Source organism: Streptomyces triticisoli (genome assembly GCF_003270085.1).
GTDB lineage: Bacteria > Actinomycetota > Actinomycetes > Streptomycetales > Streptomycetaceae > Streptomyces > Streptomyces triticisoli.
In genome coordinates this window covers 19,002-34,961 of record NZ_QFDQ01000128.1, presented here as the reverse complement: position 1 = coordinate 34,961, position 15,960 = coordinate 19,002, and the positions used below count along the sequence as shown (strand labels likewise).

Genomic DNA, 15,960 nt, shown 5'->3' with positions numbered 1-15,960 from the left:
CTTCACGGGCAGCCGGAGTTCCCACCGACACGCCTGAGCCGTACCGACCGCGCCCGGCGCCCACCACGGGCGCCGGGCGCCCGCGTGATGGGGCTCGTCGCTGTCCGTGGGATGTGCCGAACAGAGTGACGGCCGGCCCGTGCGGGCCGGCCGTCGGTGAGCGTGCCGCGGGAAGCGGGGTCATGCGGCGCGGCGCGGGTCCTCGGCGGGGCCTTCGCCTGGTCCGGACGCGATCGCGCCCTCATCCGCTCCGGTGCCGCGCCGGCCGCCCGGGAGCAGACGCAGATGTCTGCGGTGCCCGGCATGGCGGCCCCGCACCGGAGCGGGAGCGAACAGCCGGTCCTCCAGGCGGTCCACGACCAGCAGCAGAACGGACAGGAGCGGCAGCAGCAGAACAGCGACAAATATCACGACGTCCCCTCGGCCGGCACAGGACTCCGGGTGCTCCGAACCACGCCGTTGATGGGTGCGGCGCGGTGAAGAATTCGTGACGATCGGGGCAGATGCCGGGGCGGTCGCGAAGTGCCGTTCACCAGTGGACTCGTTCGGACGGACGGCGGGTTCCCCACGCTGTACTCTCAGTCGGACCGGCCCGGTTGGCGCGGTGGAATCGGCGAGTCTGGGGGATCGATGCCTACGGAGAACCAGCTGTCCACGAACATTGACGAGAACGTGCCGACGGCCGCGCGGATGTACGACCACTACCTGGGCGGCAAGGACAACTACGCGGCGGACCGCGCGGCGTGCGAGGAACTCGACAAGGTCGTCCCCAGCACCCGCCGCCTCGCCCTCAACAACCGGCGCTTCCTGCAGCGCGCCGTCCGGGTGCTCGCCGAGGAGTACGGGATCCGCCAGTTCCTCGACCACGGCTCCGGTCTGCCCACCCAGGACAACGTCCACCAGGTCGCGCAGCGCATCGACCCCAAGACACACGTGGTCTACGTCGACAACGACCCGATGGTGCTGGTGCACGGCCGGGCCCTGCTGCAGCAGGACGAGCGCACCGCCGTCCTCCACGCCGACATGCGGCGGACCGACGAGATCTTCTCGCACGCCGAGACCCGGCGTCTGATCGACTTCTCGCAGCCGGTGGCCGTGCTGTTCAACTCCGTGTTCCACTGCATCCCGGACGGCGACACCGACGGCCCCCTCGCGGTGGTCCGCCGCGTACGCGAACGGCTCGCGCCCGGCAGCCTCGTGCTCATGTGCCAACTGGTCAGCGAGGACCCGGAAGTACGCGCCTTCGTCACCGACTTCATGGACCGGGCGACGCAGGGCAACTGGGGCCGGGTGCGCCAGGAGAAGGACGTCGCCGAGTGGTTCGAGGGACTCGAGATCCTCGATCCGGGCCTGGTGGAGGTGTCCACCTGGCGGCCGGACACCGACGTGGCGCCCCGTCAGCTCACCCACGAATGGGTGGAGTTCGGCGGCATAGGCCTGATCCGCTGAGCCGCGTCGCTCAGGGAGCGGGGGAGTAGCGGTCGTCGGCCGTCCTGCGCAGCAGCGCCAGGGACTCCTGGGGCGTCAGCGCCTCGTCGGCCAGCCGGTCCAGGGCGATCCGGTACTCCTCCGTCTCGTCGCGGTCCTCCAGGAAGTTGGCGCTCCTGATGTGCTCGAGGTAGACGACGTCGGGCAGATCGAGCCCGCCGAAGCGGAGGTAGGTGATCGGGATGCCGGGCGCGGACGCGTTCGTCACGTCCAACGGGATGATCTGTACGGTCACGTTGGGGCGCTGCGCCATCTCGATCAGATGGCCGAGCTGCTCGCGCATGACCTCGCGGCTGCCCAGCACACGCAGCAGCACCGACTCGTCGATGACCGCCCACAGCCGCGGAGCGTCCTGGCGCAGCAGCAACCGGGCCCGCCGCGTGCGCAGTTCCACGCGCCGCTGCACCTCGCTCGCCGAGGCTGTCGGCAGACCGCGCTCCACCACCGCCCGGGTGTACGCCGCGGTCTGCAGCAGACCGGGGACGTACTGGATCTCGAAGGTGCGGATCGCGGCGGCCGCCTCCTGCAGGCCGACCAGCCGGTCGAACCACTCGGGCATCAGCCGCTTGTCGTAGCGCTGCCACCAGCCGGGCTCGCCCGCCCGCCGCAGCAGCTTGAGCAGGACCGAGGACTCGTAGCCGTCGGTGCCGTACAGCCGCAGCAGGGAGCGGACATCGCCCTCCGCCGGCGGGCGACGCCCCTTGCCGGACTCGATGCGCGAGAGCTTCGCGGCACTGAACCCGAGTTCCCGTGCCGCCTGGTCCTGGGACAGGCCGGCGTCCTCGCGGAAGCCCGCCAGCTGGACACCGACCAGCATCTTCAGCAGAGTCGGGGCCGGCTCGGGCCGGTCCAGATAGGGTTCGAGGCGGGAGAGGCGATGCGGCTCGGCGGACATCCTGACTCCCAGTGGGCCGGCAGACTTGGCGGTTACACTATCGCACCGCCCGGCTGCGCAGCGCATGCGCCCGCACAAGTCGGCAACTTCCCTCCGCTTCACAGCAGATGGTCGAACTCGCCCTCCTTGGCGCCGGCCAGGAACGCGGCCACCTCCGCCGGGGTGTAGACCAGGGCGGGACCGTCGGGATCACGGGAGTTGCGCACCGCGATGCCGCCGCCGACCAGAGCGGCGACCTCCACGCAGTTGCCCTCGGCATTGCTGTGCCGGCTCTTGATCCAGCGGGCGTCCAACGAGCTCGCCCGCACTCCGTTCCACACTGGTGGCACCGCAGTCTCCTTGCTGTTCGCGTTCCCGCGCCGCGCACTTTCGCGAGAAATTTCGCGTGCAATTGCACGCCGACGCCTTCAGCGTGGATAATAGCCGGGGCGTCAACCCCTTGATGGACGCCTCGCGCTGACGCCGCATCAGGGAGATGCGCCCCCCATACGACCGCCGCTGAAAGGCCCGACGCCATGCGCACCGCACCGACGCAGCAGCCGAGCACACAGCGCACCGACCGCGCGACGCCGTCGACCGGCGTGGCCACCGCCGCACCCCTGTCGGCCCTGGGACGGGTGCCCTGGAGCGAGATCAGGGACTCCACCGGCCCCGCGGTCGCCATCCCCCTGTTGCTGACCGACGTGGCCTGCGGTGATGCCGGCACCGCCCGCGCCGCCCTGGAGGAACTGCGCAAGCGGATCTGCCAGTACGGCTTCGTCGTGGAACAGGCGACCGCCGCCACGGTCCCGTTCCTGTGGGAGCTCGCCCAGCTCCCGCGGGTGACCTGCCGTCCGCAGATCATCCAGCTGCTCAAGAACATCGCCGACGCCCGGCAGTGGGAGAGCGTCGCCGCGATCTACCCCAAGGTCCTCAACCGCCGGGAGAACCCCGTGGTGTGGGAGCGCAGAGCACGGCAGGCCGTGCGCGCCCGGAGCGGTGCGCTGCCGATGCTGCTGGCGGACCGGGACCAGGACATCGCCCGGGCCACGGCGGAGCTCGCCGACGCGCTCGCCGAGTGAGCGGCGGCCCGGGACATCCGGGCCGCCCCGGCCGCTCGGGACCACTTGGATTCGGCCAGGAACGCGAACATTTTTTCGCCGGATCCCCCTCATGACCGCAGACCTTCCGCTCCTCGGGGGTCATGGTGCCGTGTTTTCCTGCGCGCGTCCTCCGTATGGCGGGCAGGACCTTGGCCGCGAGACCGAAATACACCTATATTGCGGATACCTCTGCCGGGTCGTGCGGCGCCCTGTTGCCGCAGACGGGAGCTGCCCGGACAAGGGCGGCCGAGTGTGAGCGGAGGCCTCGGTGAGTTTCACCCCGCAGATGAACTGGCGCGAGCACGGAGCGTGCCGCTTCGAGGATCCCGAGCTGTTCTTCCCGCTCGGGGAGAGCGGCCTGTCGCTGCGGCAGATAGAACAGGCCCGTGCGGTGTGCCACCGGTGTCCCGTGCTGCACGAGTGCCGGAGCTGGGCCCTGCGCAACCGTGAGTACGACGGTGTCTGGGGCGGCATGACCGCGAGGGAGCGCCGCGCGGTGACGGGGCGCGGCTCCGGGGACCGCGGCCGGTAGCGCCGACGGGCCCCTGGTGGGGACCGGTGGCCCGGTCACCGGAAAGCGACTGAATCCGGTCGAAGGTGTGCCCTCGAGGCGGTCGGCATGCATGGCACGGCGTGCCTGGGGCATGAGCAGCAAAAATCGAGAGAGGGGCGCTCCGTGCTGATTCCGGACCCGAAGGTCGTCAGGACGTTGCTGACTCGGTACGCATCGCTGAAGATCGCTCAGGCGGAGAGGGAGCGGGCCGAGACGGCCCGGGAACTGGCGGACGTCAGCTACACCTTGTGCGTCATGATGGGCACCACCAGCATCGACGACGCGATCGGCAAGGCGGACGCACTGCTGCTCGCCCCGGCTCGGCCGGCGGAGGCCGCCACGGAGACGGACGGCGAGGGCGGCCTGCCCCTGGCCGTCTGACGTCCGCGCGGGCAAGGGCAGGCGGGCGGGGGCTCGCGGGCTTTCGCCGGGCCTTTTCGTGGCACGGCGTGCCTGTGGTCAAGGAGCCACCGTGCGCCTGCCCTTGACGTGATCGCGGTCCTCGGGGGTGGGGCGGGCCAGCCACTCGGCGATGGTGCGGGCGATCGGCTGGCCGGTCTCCACCTCGATGAATCCGAACTGCCCGGACTGGTTGCACTCCAGAAACCACCACGTCCCGTCCGCGTCCTCGGCGAAGTCGAAGGCGCCGTAGACCAGTTCGGCCTCCCGCAGATAGGTGCGCACGGCCGCGGCCACCCGCGGCGGCACCTCGGTGGGCAGCCACGGCATATCGGACGTGGCGAACCGGACGTCCACCTCGTCGGGGTCGGCGTCCGCCGGGGTCGCCTTGCGGGCGGCCAGCAGCGTGTCGCCGACGACGGTCAGCCGGATGTCGGCGCGCTTGGCCACCCTGCGCTGCAGCAGGGTGGGGCCGTAGGCCACCGCGCCGAAGTCCGTGTCCGGCGCGACCCGGCTGGTCGGCACCGCCCTCGGCGGCTCCTGCGGATGCGCGCCGGAGACCGGCTTGACCACCAGGTCCGGGAAGCGTTCGGCGAACTCCCGGGCGGCCTGCGGGAACGTGGTGATCAAGGTGGCCGGTACGGGCAGGCCGCTGCGCTGGGCGAGCCGCAGCTGCCAGGGCTTGTGCCGGGCGCGCCGTGCCGCGTCTGGATGGTTCATCCACCGGGCGGCGCAGCCGCGCAGCATCCCGTAGAGGGCCTGCGAGGCCTCCTCGGTCAGCCACGCCGAGGACTGCGCCGCCCGGGACGCCGGAACCCCCGGCCTGCGCACCCAGACCGAGCGCAGGCCGTTCACGCTCACCAGCCGCCCGCCGGCGGACAGATGGCCGCGGAAGGAGCCGTGGACGTACTCGCCCGACAGGGCGACGCCCGCGGTCAGATCCGCCGGGTCCAGCCGGACCACCGGGACGGAGGAGGCGTTCAGGTGCACCACCACCATGTCCGCCGTCACGTCCTCCTCGCCGGTCAGGATCAGTACGGTCATCGTCGCGGGCCGTGTTCAGTCGTCGAAGTGCGTCTTGGAGCCCGCGGTGGAGGTCGTGGTGCCCAGCTCCCTGAGAAGCGCGTGGTCGGATGCGGCGATCCGTCCGTCCGTGGTGACGTTCAACTGCAGCCCGGAGTCATAGACGTACGGCGTGGTCGCTTTGCATTCCACTGCCGGACGTGCGTAGTTGAGCGCGAACGGTTGCATCGTCTCTCCCCTGTCGGTGCAGCCGCGATCAAGCGGTGGTCGTCCTTGCGGCGTCGCTTGGCCCGCTGACTTTTTTCAGGTTCCCGACCACTTATACGAATCGAACGGGTGAATGGTTTCCTTACGGAGCGTAGTCGTTGGCGTCCACGTGTCCGCGACGCCCGGAACGTCCCGTTCGACGTGCCGGGACGGGCAGCCGTTCACCTCCGGCTGCGTGCAGCGAGCGCAGCGCCAGGAGCAGGACACCGATGTCGTCCAGGTACACCGGGTCGGGCAGCAGGTCCGTCGGCAGGATCAGATACGCGACGGCACCCCAGAAGACCCAGCGCGGCCCCGTCGGAAGGCCGGCGCGGCGCAGATCGCGCCGGGTGCGCACCAGCCGCACGAGCAGGGCGACGGCCACGCCGAGCACGACGGCCGCGAGCACTGCGGCCACGAGCAGCACCTTCTCGGTGGAGTCCACGGGTCACGCCCCTTCCTGCCGTACTGCCCTGTCGCACTGTTCGTCGGCAGCTGTTCCTTCAGGATGCCCGGTCGCCGCGTTCCCATGACCGCCGGACGGGGTCACCCGAGTGCCCCGCACCGGTGGTGCGCCGGCGGAGCGCCCCCGGTAATGGTCAGGGTAAACGGCGTGTCGCCTTCGGGGGCGCGGGGGCGGCCGCACCCCTGCGAGGGAGCACAGATGACCACCCGCACCTCACCACCCCAGTCGAACCAGTCCGTCATCGCCTTCCCCGAGGAGATCCACTGGTCCGGGCCGCCCGGCGGCGCGGTGGGAGGCGCGGAGGACGACAGCGCGGACGGTGATCCGCTCAGTGGCCTGGTCCGGGCCGCCGTCGACGACCGGCCACTGGAGGAGGTCGTCCGGCTCGTCGCCCTCCTGGAGGGTGAGCCCGCGTACGCCGACGCCGTCCGCCACGCCCTGCGCGCGGTCGCCCTGCACCGGCCCGTGGAGGACGTCGCCCGTCTGGTCGCCGAGCTCACCCGGCCACCGCGCCCGGCCGACAGCGCCGACGACACGATCCGCGCCGCGGTCACGAGCCGCTGTGTGGCGGACGTCACCCGGCTGGTGGCCCTGCTGCACCGGCCACCGCAGCAGCCGCACTGCGCACGGGAAGCGGTCCGCGCGGCCACCGCCGGCCGCACGGTCGAGGATCTCGTGCAGCTGATCGGCCGGCTGGCCCGGGAGCGGCACGACGGGCCGTACGACGAGCCGTGCGCCGCACAGGCCGCGGGGGAGGAGCCGCCGGCCACCGTCGAGCCTGAGGAGAGGGCGGGACGCCCCGTCTTCTGGCCCGGCTGGATCGCCGCGGCGGCGCTCGCGGTGTGCGGCGCGGCGTACTTCCCGGTGCGGTGGGAGGGCGTGTCCGTCCCGCTCTGTGTCCTCGCCCTCGCCGTGTCGGGGCTGTGCGGGGCACTGGCCCTCGTGCTGGTCCTGCGCACCGGTGTGGTGGCCCTGGTGGCCGGGGCGGTGCTCCCCGCCGTGCTCGCGGGCGTCGGCTACCTCGAAGGCCGGTTCGCCTCGGCCGAGCTGACCCGGGCGCTGGCGGTCACCGTGGCGCCGCCGCGGAGCGCCGGGCTCACCGCGGTGTGCGCCTCACTGGCCTGTCTGGCCGCACTGACGCTGCTGCTGATGGTCCAGGTGGCCGAGAGACATCCCCCGCCCCAGCCGACCGCACTGGGCTCACAGGCCGTCGACCCGCCGGTGCCGTGAGCACCTCGTCCACGCCGGGCAACGCGCCCCGGGCCGGGCTCAGTCACCGGGCCGGGGCCGTGTGAACCCGGCGGAGGGGGACTCGGCGGCGTCCCCGGAGCCGTCGCCGGCCGGGGAGGCCGCTCTCTCCTGGGAGGTCCCGTCCGGGCCGGTGCCGGGACGCAGCGACAGGGCCGTGTCCTTCAGGCGTCCGAAGCCGCGGGCCAGCTGCTGGAAGGGCGACCCCGCGGACGTACGGCCCTGCCTCCTCGCGGGCAGCGCGCCCCCGGCCTCCGCCTCCCGGTACACGGCGAGCGCCTCGTGGGCCCGCTCGGCGGCCTCCCGGTACAGATCCCGGGACTTCGTCATCGCTTCCAGGGCCTCGGCGTACATGGCGGCGAGGTCACGCGCGCGGGCGAGTTCCTCCTCCATGGTCATCAGGTGCCACTCCTCGCGCAGCGCGGTCAGCGCCTCGTCGGCGCCGTCCGGCAGGGGCCGGGGCAGCGCGGCGAACCGCGTGATCGCGTCGAGGACTTCCGTGGGCTCCGTGCCGTCCAGGAAGACACTGCGCACGGAGAACCCGCCCGCGTCGTAGCCGGGCGCCGCCGGGCTGCCGGGCAGGACGACGGCGCCGCCGCGGGGCACCCGGGCGCCGAAGTCGTCCAGCACCCAGTTGACGGCCCGGAACCGGTGCGGCGCGGCGCGGTGCTCCACGACCCGGTGCCGCAGCCCCTCCGGCAGCAGCCGCACCAGCGACAGCCGGCCGCGCTCGTCCGGCGTCATGGCCTCGTGCACGACGACGTGGACGGCCCAGGTGTCCCGCACCGCGTGCTTCAGGACGCGCCTGAGCTCCTTGTCGTCGTCGGGCAGGGAGTTGACGTCCCCGAGCCGCAGGCCCGTGACGGCTTCACGGTCCCAGCCGGCGTCGGGCCCCCGCGGCCAGAACATGGCCGCGGGGGAGGGCCACCGAGGATCCCAGGGCTGCTCCGCCTCCGCGATCAGCACCCACTCCCGCGCCGGTCCGGACCCGGAGCCGTGCGGGGGCGACAGGGCGAGCCGGGCCCGTACAGTCACCTCGCCGGGCGCGAGCCAGCGGGCCTCGAAGACGGGCTCGCGGGCGGGGTCGGAGTCCTCCGGCACGAGGTGGTCCTGGAGGACGCCGTCGGCCTGGAGCCGCTTCAGGCGACGTCGTACGACGTCCTCCGCGGCCGGCCCTTCATGGCGGCCGCGGGCCGGCCACACCGTGGGCGGGGCCGGGGGACGGGGGGAGGGAGAGTTCGACATGAGCCAATCTGCGGGCGGGGGACGGCATGCACGTTCAGTATCGCCACGCCGGATCATGCCCGATCCAGCGGGGTCGACGCCCGTCCCGCCACGCCGACGGCGCCGGCCGCGCGGTCGGGTGGCTCAGCAGCCCTCGTCCATGCGCCGCTGGTCCTGCTCGTCCCAGGCGCGGGTGTCCCGGGGCTGCACATACGGCTCGTCGTCCGCCGGATGCCCGCCGTCGATCACGCGCTGACGCGCCATCTCGGCGTCGAACTCCAGGCCCAGCAGAATGGCCAGATTGGTCACCCACAGCCACACGAGGAAGATGATGACGCCCGCCAGAGTGCCGTACGTCTTGTTGTACGAGCCGAAGTTCGCCACGTAGAAGGCGAAGCCGGCCGAGGCGGCCATCCAGATCAGCAGGGCGAGCAGGCTGCCCGGGGTGATCCACCTGAAGCCGCGGACCCTGGCGTTGGGCGCGGCCCAGTACAGCAGCGCGATCATCATGGTGACCAGGAGGACCAGGACGGGCCACTTCGCGATGGACCAGGCGGTCAGCGCCGCGTCCCCCATGCCGAGCGCGGTGCCCGCATGCCGGGCGAGGGATCCGGTGAAGACGACGATCAGGCCACTGGCCACGGCGAGCACCATCAGGGTCACGGTCAGCGCCACCCGCAGCGGCAGCACCTTCCACACGGGGCGACCCTCGGGGATGTCGTAGACCGCGTTGGCGGAGCGGATGAACGCCGCGACGTACCCGGAGGCCGACCAGATCGCGCCGAGCAGACCCACCACCGCCAGCACGGAGCCCACGCCGGCGTTGTGCTGCAACTGCTGCACCGCGTTCGAGATGATGTCCCGCGCCGAGCCCGGCGTGAGTTTCTGCAGGTTGTCCAGCACCTGCGTGGTGGCCGACCTGCCGGCCACGCCGAGCAGGGAGACCAGCACGAGCAGCGCCGGGAACAGTGACAGCACCCCGTAGTACGTCAGAGCGGCGGCGCGGTCGGTCAGCTCGTCGTCCTTGAACTCCTTGAGGACGCGGCGGAAGACCGCGAGCCACGAGCGGCCGGGCAGGTCGGTGGGCGACTCGGGAGCGTGCCGTTCGGCCGCGGCGTCGGGCCCGGCGGTTTCGGCGGTTTCAGCGGTTTCGGCCCCCGATCCCGGGTCGCGGTCGCGTACTCGCCCGTCGGCCTCGTCGCGCGTCCGGGCGTCCTTGCCGGTGGGGTGATCCCGGTGACCGGGGAGGTGCAGACGGTTCATGCTGTCCGGGTGTCCCCGCTCGCCGCAAACACGCGTGGTGTTCCCGTCCGGCGTGCGGGTACCGCACGGGGCCCGCGGGGCTTCCACCATGGCCGCCGGACGGGGTCGCCCGCCATCCGCTCAGGGGCACGCCCCGTCCGTCGTGACATGGACGCGTCCGGGCGGGGAAACCGCACCTCCATGGAGTCGTGGAAGGGCGCGCGGGCACGTGTATGGGCGGCGGTGACTGTGCCGGCGGCCGTACTACTGGCAGCGGCGTGCGGAGGCGACGGCGGCAGCGCGACCCCCGGTACGGCCGCCGGCGGGCCGGCCGCGTCACCGGGCACACGCTTGGTGATCACCACCGCCAACGGTGTGCGGCTGCGCCCCGCCGGCGCCGGCCGCGCCGCCGTGCAGCGCGGTGTCACCCACCGCTGGTACCACCGCGACGGCACATGGGTCCTGGACCTGTCCTGCCCGGCACACGGCGACGGCCCCTGCCCCCGGATGCCTCGGGTCGGGATACCGGCGGACACCTCCGTGACCGTCTCGGCCCGCGACGCAGGCATCGACGTCGCCGGCGTGTCCGCGGCCCTGGACCTGACCACCGTCAACGGCGATGTCACGGTGGCCGGTTCGGGGCGCCGCGGTGCCGCCGTACGTCTGGTCACCCGCAACGGCTCGGTGCGCGCCACCCAGGTGCGGTCCGGGTCGCTGCACGCCGGGACCGTCAACGGCGACGTCGCCCTCGGCTGCGCCGCGGCGCCGTCCCGCGTCACCGCGTCGACCGCCAACGGATCGGTGCACGTCACCGTCCCGCACGCGGCCCCCGCCTACCGGGTCACGGCGACCACCGCGAACGGCCGTGCCGCCGTCACCGTCCCCACCGAAGGCGCACCGCCCGGCCGCACCATGACGCTGACCACCGTCAACGGAGACGTCACCGCGGACCGCGGCTGACCGGACGGCGGCTACGCGCCGCTCGCGCGGAGCATGTCCTCGCGTCCGACGATCTTCACGCGCTCCCGGCCCTGCGGTTCGCCCAGGGCCTTCTCCGCGGCGTCCAGCCGGTACCAGCCGTCCCAGGTGGTGAAGCGGACGTCGCGCTCGGCGAGGAAGGCGTCGACGGCCTCGGGGGCGGGGGAGGCGGGCGTGTGCAGGCGGCCGTTCGCGAAGTCGTCGAGCAGGTTGGCGACCGTCTCGTTGGCGTCGCCCTTGGTGTGGCCGATCAGGCCCACGGGGCCGCGCCGGATCCAGCCGGTGACGTACGTGGACCGCACGTGCTCGCCGGTCGCGGCGACGATCCGGCCGCCCTCGTTGGGAACGGTGCCCGACTCCAGGTCCCAGGGCAGCTTGGGCAACTGGTCGGAGAGGTAGCCCACGGCACGGTAGACGGCGGTGACGTCCCAGTCCTTGAAGGTGCCGGTGCCCTTGACGTTGCCGGTGCCGTCGAGCGCGGTGCGCTCGGTGCGCAGCCCGACGACGCGGCCGTCCTCGCCGAGGATCTCGGCCGGGGACTCGAAGAAGTGCAGGAACAGCTTGTGCGGCCGGTCGCCGGCGTCGCGGATCGCCCAGTTCTCCAGCGTCTTGGCGACCATGTCGGCCTGCTTGTTGCCGCGCCGGGTGGCGATGGAGCCCTCGTCGTAGTCGATGTCCTCGGGGTCGACGATGACCTCGATGCTGGGGGAGCGGTCGAGCTCCCTGAGCTCCATCGGGCTGAACTTCGCCTGCGCCGGGCCGCGCCGGCCGAAGACGTGGATCTCCCGTGCCCTGTTGGCCTTCAGCCCGTCGTGGACGTTCGGCGGGATCTCGGTCGGCAGCAGCTCGTCCGCCGTCTTGGCGAGGATGCGGGCCACGTCGAGGGCGACGTTGCCGACCCCGAGGACGGCGACCTTCTGCGCGGTCAGCGGCCAGGTGCGCGGCACGTCCGGGTGCCCGTCGTACCAGGAGACGAAGTCGGCGGCGCCGTAGGAGCCGTCGAGGTCGACGCCGGGAATGGGCAGCGCCCGGTCGGCCGTCGCGCCGGTGGAGAAGATCACGGCGTCGTAGAACGCGCGCAGGTCGTCCAGGCCGATGTCGCCCGGGTAGTCGACGTTGCCGAAGAGCCGGATCTGCGGCTTGTCGAGCACCTGGTGGAGCGCGGTGATGATGCCCTTGATCCGGGGGTGGTCGGGGGCGACGCCGTAGCGGATCAGGCCGAACGGGGCCGGCATGCGCTCGAAGAGGTCGATGGACACGCCCGGCTCGGCGGCGACGTCGGACTTGAGCAGGGCGTCGGCGGCGTAGATCCCGGCGGGGCCGGCTCCGACGATGGCTACCCGCAGGGGGCGGGGCATGATCAGGTTCCCTTCGAGCGAGGACAGGCGACTGCCACCCTAAGCTGAGGCAAACCTAAGTTGGTACGTGGGTCCGGTCTATGAGGACATAAAGCAGACTTATGGCAGGGGTGGGCGGCAGGACGGCACGCCATCCGTCGGGCATCGTGGACCTGTGGTCGGGTTGGCCGTGTGCTTCGCCGTCATGGGGGCCGTCAGCAACGCCATGGGGACGGCCTTCCAGCGCAAGGCGGCCTCCACCGTCGCGCGCGGCGGCGGGCTGCGCCTGCTGCTCGCCCTGGTGCGCCGCCCGGTCTGGCTGGCCGGCATCGGCGGGGTGACGGGAGCCGCCCTGTTCCAGGCGCTCGCCCTGGTCAACGGGCCGATGGCGCTGGTCCAGCCCCTGTTCATCCTGGAGCTGCCCTTCGCCCTGCTCATCGCCGTCCCCTTGATGCACCGGGCACTGCCCCGCGCGGGCTGGTGGGCCGTGGCGGGCGTGGTCGGCGGTCTTGCGCTGCTCCTGGTCTCGGCCGCCCCCACCGGAGCGAAGGACCAGGCGGCCATGGTGCGGTGGATCCCCGCCCTGGCGCTGTGCCTGGGAGCGATGGCCACCGCGGTGGCCCTGGCCCGGACCGGGCGCTCCGCCCTGTTCCGGGCCGCCGTGCTGGCCGCGGCCGCCGCCATCGGCAACGCCCTGACCGCCGCGCTGCTGAAGTCCGCCACCGGCACCCTCGCCGCCTCCGGCCTCGCGGCCTTCCTGACCGCCTGGCAGACGTACGGCTTCGCCCTCACCGGGATCGGCGCCCTGTTGCTGCTGGAGAACGCCCTCCAGGCCGGCGCGCTGGCGGCCTCCCAGCCGGCGCTGACGATCGGTGACGCGACGGTCAGCCTGGTGCTGGGCGTCACGCTGTTCGACGAGCGGATCCGTGTCGGCTGGTGGCTCGCGCCGGAGCTGATCGGGGCCGGGCTGATCCTGTGGGGCGTCCTGCGGCTCACGCGTGTCGTCCCGCACCTGCAGCAGGCCCTGACCGGCGGCGGCCGGACCGCCGGCTGAACGCCCGGCGGCTCGGGACGTGCGGGTGTCCGTTCGGCCTAGCTTCGGCCGTGAAGGGTAGGGAAACGGGGCAAAGATGGTCATATTCCCACCCGTGACCGCAGGGACGCATCGTCGAAGGAGTCCACGAGCATGACGGACGTATCCAGCAAGGGCCCCGCCCCGGGCGCCGGCCGGAAGACCCTCACCAACCGGCAGGGCCACCCCGTCTACGACAACCAGAACCAGCGGACGGTCGGCCCCCGCGGCCCGGCGACGCTGGAGAACTACCAGTTCCTGGAGAAGATCAGCCACTTCGACCGGGAGCGCATCCCGGAGCGGGTCGTCCACGCCCGGGGCGTGACGGCGTACGGCTTCTTCGAGGCGTACGGCTCCTGGGGGGACGAGCCGATCAGCCGCCACACCCGGGCCAGGCTGTTCCAGGAGCGCGGCAAGCGCACGGACGTCGCCGTGCGCTTCTCCACGGTCATCGGCGGCCGGGACTCCTCCGAGGCGGCCCGCGATCCGCGCGGCTTCGCGGTGAAGTTCTACACCGAGGACGGCAACTGGGACCTGGTCGGCAACAACCTGGGCGTCTTCTTCATCCGGGACGCCATCAAGTTCCCGGACGTCATCCACTCCCTCAAGCCCGACCCGGTGACCTTCGAACAGCAGCCCCGGCGGATCTTCGACTTCATGTCGCAGTCGCCGGAGTCGCTGCACATGCTGGTCAACCTGTTCAGCCCGCGCGGCATCCCCGCCGACTACCGGCACATGCAGGGCTTCGGCGTGAACACCTACAAGTGGGTGAACGACGAGGGCCACACCAAGCTGGTGAAGTACCACTGGATGCCCAAGCAGGGCGTGCGCAGCATGACCGAGGAGGACGCCGCCAACGTCCAGGCGGACTCCCTCGGCCACGCGACCAAGGACCTCTACGAGGCCATCGGGCGCGGCGACCACCCCGAGTGGGAACTGCTCGTGCAGATGATGGACGACCACGACCACCCGGAGCTGGACTTCGACCCGCTGGACGACACCAAGACCTGGCCCGAACAGGACTTCCCGCCCAGGCCGGTGGGCCGGATGGTGCTCGACCGGATGCCGGAGAACTTCTTCGCCGAGAACGAGCAGATCTCCTTCGGCACCGGCGTGCTCGTCGACGGCCTCGACTTCTCCGACGACAAGATGCTGGTCGGCCGCACCTTCTCCTACAGCGACACCCAGCGCCACCGGGTCGGCCCCAACTACCTGCAACTGCCGGTCAACCAGGCCAGGCACGCCGAGGTCCGCACCAATCAGCGCGACGGCCAGATGGCCTATCACGTGGACGGCGGCGACAACCCGAGCATCAACTACGAACCGTCGATCACCGACGGCGCCCTGTGCGAGGCCACGTACCCGGCGCACGAGGAGCAGGGGCCCGAGATCAGCGGCCGGCTGACCCGCAGGCGCATCCCGCGCACCAACGACTACCTCCAGGCGGGTCAGCGCTACCTGCTGATGGAGCAGTGGGAACGCGACGACCTGGTGAAGAACTTCGTCGACCTGCTGTCCCAGTGCGACCGCCCGGTGCAGGAGCGCATGGTGTGGCACTTCCTGCTGGTGGAGAACGAGCTCGGACTGAAGGTCGGTGAGGGCCTGGGCATCTCCCCCAAGGACGTCGCGCACCTGCAGCCGCTGCCCGACCAGAACCTGACCGACGAGGACCGCAAGCGCCTGTCCAACCTCGGCAAGAACCCGCCGCGCGACGTGGAGGGGCTCACCATGACCCACTGCGTCCCCAACGAGCGGCACGTCGTCACGCGCTGAGGCGCACAGCGAGCGAACGGGGCCGGAGGCCGCCCACCTCCCCAGGACGGCGGCGTCCGGCCCCGTGTCGTGGCCCCGCTGTCAGCGGGTGGTCAGCAGCCCCTGCCGCAGCCGGGCCAGCAGCCGGTTGAGCAGCCGGGACACGTGCATCTGGGAGATGCCGAGGCGCTCGCCGATCTGTGCCTGGGTGAGCTCCTCGACGAACCGCATGTGGATGATCTGCCGGTCCCGCTCGTCGAGCTCCGCGAGCAGCGGGGCCAGGCTGTGCACGTCCTCCACGAGTTCCATGCCGGTGTCCTCGGCGCCGATGAAGTCGGCCAGGACACTCTCGCCTTCCTCGCTGCCGCCGACCGCGGCGTCCAGGGAGGCGGAGGTGTAGCCGTTGGAGGCCACCATCGCGTCGACGACCTCCTGCTCGGGCAGGTTCATCAGCTCCGCGAGCTCCTTGGTCGTGGGCTTGCGGCCCAGCCGGCTGCCGAGCTCCTCGGTGGCCCTGGCCAGCTCGACCCGGGCCTCCTGCAGCCGCCGCGGGACGTGCACGGCCCACGAGGTGTCGCGGAAGAAACGTTTGATCTCGCCGACGATGTAGGGCACGGCGAAGGACGTGAACTCCACCTCGCGGGCCAGCTCGAACCGGTCGATCGCCTTGATCAGCCCGATCATGCCGACCTGGACGATGTCCTCCATCTCCTGCGGACCCCGGCTGCGGAAGCGGCCGGCCGCGTAGCGGACCAGGGACATGTTCATCTCGATCAGCGTGTTGCGCGCGTACTGGTGCTCCGGCGTGCCCTCCTCGAGCGTGGCCAGCCGGTCGAAGAACAGCCGTGACAGGGCCCGCGCGTCGGTGGGCGCGACCTGGGAGGGATCGGCCACCTCCGGCAGCCGAGTGCCCGCCCGGGTCGCCTTCACCTCTGTGGTCACCGCCATCGTGCGG

At 72.0% G+C, this 15,960-nt stretch carries 18 protein-coding genes; 8 read left to right on the top strand and 10 right to left on the bottom strand.

What is annotated here, in order from left to right; genetic code table 11:
* Positions 1 to 180 precede the first annotated feature (180 nt).
* Complete coding sequence (locus tag DEP02_RS18795; RefSeq protein ID WP_112468853.1) at positions 181 to 411, bottom strand: hypothetical protein; 231 nt, start codon at positions 409 to 411, stop codon at positions 181 to 183.
* Positions 412 to 630: 219 nt separating this feature from the next.
* Between DEP02_RS18795 and DEP02_RS18790 the strand changes: the two genes are divergently transcribed.
* A complete protein-coding gene (locus DEP02_RS18790) occupies positions 631 to 1,449 on the top strand; it encodes an SAM-dependent methyltransferase (RefSeq protein ID WP_112468852.1) in 819 nt (272 codons plus the stop codon).
* A gap of 10 nt (positions 1,450 to 1,459) precedes the next feature.
* On the opposite strand, the gene DEP02_RS18785 is transcribed toward DEP02_RS18790, so the two are convergent.
* The gene (locus DEP02_RS18785; RefSeq protein WP_112468851.1) at positions 1,460 to 2,383 is read right to left on the bottom strand and encodes a helix-turn-helix domain-containing protein; all 924 of its coding nucleotides are present in this window, start codon (positions 2,381 to 2,383) and stop codon (positions 1,460 to 1,462) included.
* A gap of 98 nt (positions 2,384 to 2,481) precedes the next feature.
* A complete protein-coding gene (locus DEP02_RS18780; protein WP_112468850.1) occupies positions 2,482 to 2,712 on the bottom strand; it encodes a DUF397 domain-containing protein in 231 nt (76 codons plus the stop codon).
* Positions 2,713 to 2,898: 186 nt separating this feature from the next.
* Between DEP02_RS18780 and DEP02_RS18775 the strand changes: the two genes are divergently transcribed.
* The 3 genes from DEP02_RS18775 to DEP02_RS18765 all read left to right on the top strand — a co-directional run bounded on the left by DEP02_RS18775 (position 2,899) and on the right by DEP02_RS18765 (position 4,399).
* The gene (locus DEP02_RS18775; protein WP_112468849.1) at positions 2,899 to 3,444 is read left to right on the top strand and encodes a hypothetical protein; all 546 of its coding nucleotides are present in this window, start codon (positions 2,899 to 2,901) and stop codon (positions 3,442 to 3,444) included.
* Between the two features lie 307 nt (positions 3,445 to 3,751).
* The gene (locus tag DEP02_RS18770; RefSeq protein WP_112468860.1) at positions 3,752 to 3,997 is read left to right on the top strand and encodes a WhiB family transcriptional regulator; all 246 of its coding nucleotides are present in this window, start codon (positions 3,752 to 3,754) and stop codon (positions 3,995 to 3,997) included.
* 144 nt (positions 3,998 to 4,141) lie between these two features.
* A complete protein-coding gene (locus DEP02_RS18765; RefSeq protein WP_112468848.1) occupies positions 4,142 to 4,399 on the top strand; it encodes a DUF5133 domain-containing protein in 258 nt (85 codons plus the stop codon).
* A 78-nt stretch (positions 4,400 to 4,477) separates the two neighbouring features.
* Here the strand turns inward: DEP02_RS18765 and tgmB are convergent, their stop codons facing one another.
* From tgmB to DEP02_RS18750, 3 genes are all read right to left on the bottom strand, one after another.
* Complete coding sequence (tgmB, locus tag DEP02_RS18760) at positions 4,478 to 5,461, bottom strand: ATP-grasp ribosomal peptide maturase (RefSeq protein WP_112468847.1); 984 nt, start codon at positions 5,459 to 5,461, stop codon at positions 4,478 to 4,480.
* Between the two features lie 15 nt (positions 5,462 to 5,476).
* On the bottom strand, positions 5,477 to 5,668 hold the full coding sequence (tgmA, locus tag DEP02_RS18755; RefSeq protein ID WP_112468846.1) for a putative ATP-grasp-modified RiPP: 192 nt from the start codon (positions 5,666 to 5,668) through the stop codon (positions 5,477 to 5,479).
* 121 nt (positions 5,669 to 5,789) lie between these two features.
* Positions 5,790 to 6,131, bottom strand: a complete 342-nt coding sequence (locus DEP02_RS18750) for a YkvA family protein (RefSeq protein ID WP_112468845.1) — start codon at positions 6,129 to 6,131, stop codon at positions 5,790 to 5,792.
* 219 nt (positions 6,132 to 6,350) lie between these two features.
* On the opposite strand from DEP02_RS18750, the gene DEP02_RS18745 reads away from it, so the two are divergent.
* On the top strand, positions 6,351 to 7,382 hold the full coding sequence (locus tag DEP02_RS18745; RefSeq protein WP_232839182.1) for a hypothetical protein: 1,032 nt from the start codon (positions 6,351 to 6,353) through the stop codon (positions 7,380 to 7,382).
* 39 nt (positions 7,383 to 7,421) lie between these two features.
* On the opposite strand, the gene DEP02_RS18740 is transcribed toward DEP02_RS18745, so the two are convergent.
* Together DEP02_RS18740 and DEP02_RS18735 are read right to left on the bottom strand one after the other, a co-directional pair.
* Positions 7,422 to 8,645, bottom strand: a complete 1,224-nt coding sequence (locus DEP02_RS18740; protein WP_232839181.1) for a hypothetical protein — start codon at positions 8,643 to 8,645, stop codon at positions 7,422 to 7,424.
* A 123-nt stretch (positions 8,646 to 8,768) separates the two neighbouring features.
* Positions 8,769 to 9,887 carry a YihY/virulence factor BrkB family protein gene (locus DEP02_RS18735; protein ID WP_112468844.1) on the bottom strand — a complete coding sequence of 373 codons (1,119 nt, stop codon included), beginning with the start codon at positions 9,885 to 9,887 and terminating at the stop codon, positions 8,769 to 8,771.
* A gap of 333 nt (positions 9,888 to 10,220) precedes the next feature.
* Here DEP02_RS18735 and DEP02_RS18730 point away from each other — a divergent pair, with 333 nt between their 5' ends.
* On the top strand, positions 10,221 to 10,826 hold the full coding sequence (locus tag DEP02_RS18730; protein WP_332871985.1) for a DUF4097 family beta strand repeat-containing protein: 606 nt from the start codon (positions 10,221 to 10,223) through the stop codon (positions 10,824 to 10,826).
* Between the two features lie 11 nt (positions 10,827 to 10,837).
* Here DEP02_RS18730 and DEP02_RS18725 read toward each other — a convergent pair whose 3' ends face one another.
* Positions 10,838 to 12,202, bottom strand: a complete 1,365-nt coding sequence (locus DEP02_RS18725; protein ID WP_112468842.1) for an FAD-dependent oxidoreductase — start codon at positions 12,200 to 12,202, stop codon at positions 10,838 to 10,840.
* A gap of 154 nt (positions 12,203 to 12,356) precedes the next feature.
* Between DEP02_RS18725 and DEP02_RS18720 the strand changes: the two genes are divergently transcribed.
* Together DEP02_RS18720 and DEP02_RS18715 are read left to right on the top strand one after the other, a co-directional pair.
* Entirely contained in the window at positions 12,357 to 13,235 is an 879-nt protein-coding gene (locus DEP02_RS18720; protein ID WP_112468841.1) for a DMT family transporter, read from the top strand.
* 132 nt (positions 13,236 to 13,367) lie between these two features.
* Entirely contained in the window at positions 13,368 to 15,026 is a 1,659-nt protein-coding gene (locus tag DEP02_RS18715) for a catalase (RefSeq protein ID WP_112468840.1), read from the top strand.
* A gap of 81 nt (positions 15,027 to 15,107) precedes the next feature.
* Here DEP02_RS18715 and DEP02_RS18710 read toward each other — a convergent pair whose 3' ends face one another.
* Positions 15,108 to 15,953, bottom strand: a complete 846-nt coding sequence (locus tag DEP02_RS18710) for an RNA polymerase sigma factor SigF (RefSeq protein WP_112468839.1) — start codon at positions 15,951 to 15,953, stop codon at positions 15,108 to 15,110.
* Between the last annotated feature and the right edge of the window lie 7 nt (positions 15,954 to 15,960).

Bases quoted from the DNA above. Each gene is read 5' to 3' on its own strand.
- DEP02_RS18790 (WP_112468852.1), top strand. From the start codon at position 631: ATGCCTACGGAGAACCAGCTGTCCACGAACATTGACGAGAACGTGCCG.
- DEP02_RS18785 (WP_112468851.1), bottom strand. From the start codon at position 2,383: ATGTCCGCCGAGCCGCATCGCCTCTCCCGCCTCGAACCCTATCTGGAC.
- DEP02_RS18775 (WP_112468849.1), top strand. From the start codon at position 2,899: ATGCGCACCGCACCGACGCAGCAGCCGAGCACACAGCGCACCGACCGC.
- DEP02_RS18770 (WP_112468860.1), top strand. From the start codon at position 3,752: ATGAACTGGCGCGAGCACGGAGCGTGCCGCTTCGAGGATCCCGAGCTG.
- tgmB (WP_112468847.1), bottom strand. From the start codon at position 5,461: ATGACCGTACTGATCCTGACCGGCGAGGAGGACGTGACGGCGGACATG.
- tgmA (WP_112468846.1), bottom strand. From the start codon at position 5,668: ATGCAACCGTTCGCGCTCAACTACGCACGTCCGGCAGTGGAATGCAAA.
- DEP02_RS18745 (WP_232839182.1), top strand. From the start codon at position 6,351: ATGACCACCCGCACCTCACCACCCCAGTCGAACCAGTCCGTCATCGCC.
- DEP02_RS18740 (WP_232839181.1), bottom strand. From the start codon at position 8,645: ATGTCGAACTCTCCCTCCCCCCGTCCCCCGGCCCCGCCCACGGTGTGG.
- DEP02_RS18735 (WP_112468844.1), bottom strand. From the start codon at position 9,887: ATGAACCGTCTGCACCTCCCCGGTCACCGGGATCACCCCACCGGCAAG.
- DEP02_RS18725 (WP_112468842.1), bottom strand. From the start codon at position 12,202: ATGCCCCGCCCCCTGCGGGTAGCCATCGTCGGAGCCGGCCCCGCCGGG.
- DEP02_RS18715 (WP_112468840.1), top strand. From the start codon at position 13,368: ATGACGGACGTATCCAGCAAGGGCCCCGCCCCGGGCGCCGGCCGGAAG.
- DEP02_RS18710 (WP_112468839.1), bottom strand. From the start codon at position 15,953: ATGGCGGTGACCACAGAGGTGAAGGCGACCCGGGCGGGCACTCGGCTG.